Consider the following 323-nt stretch of genomic DNA (forward strand, 5'->3'; position numbering starts at 1 on the left):
TGCTCTTGCGCCGACTGCGGCATTTCCTCCAGCACGCCCTCGCTCAGCATGCCTTTCCCGACCCGGCCGGCGAGGGAGCCGCGCACCTGGGCGCCGGCCGATCCGGTCGCAATCTGCGTGGCCGCGTCGCCCATCAGCTTGCCCGCGCCGAGCCCGATCAGCGCGGTACCAAGACCGGCGCCCACTGCCGGCAAAGCGTAGTCGCGATATTCCCGTCCCTCGGCCTGCGCCCGGTCGGCGATGTTGCCGGCGGTCTGCGCGCCTTCCGTGAGGGCGCCGGCGCCGATCAGCCTGGTCCCGGCGGCGTTGACCGCTTCGGCGGC

General features: G+C 73.4%; 1 protein-coding gene. It reads right to left on the reverse strand.

What is annotated here, in order from left to right:
* A partial coding sequence (locus F2P45_RS34910) for a hypothetical protein (protein WP_223164941.1) occupies positions 1-323 on the reverse strand: 323 nt, incomplete at both ends.

It is taken from the genome of Massilia mucilaginosa (assembly GCF_011682145.1).
GTDB classification, from domain to species: domain Bacteria; phylum Pseudomonadota; class Gammaproteobacteria; order Burkholderiales; family Burkholderiaceae_D; genus Telluria_A; species Telluria_A mucilaginosa.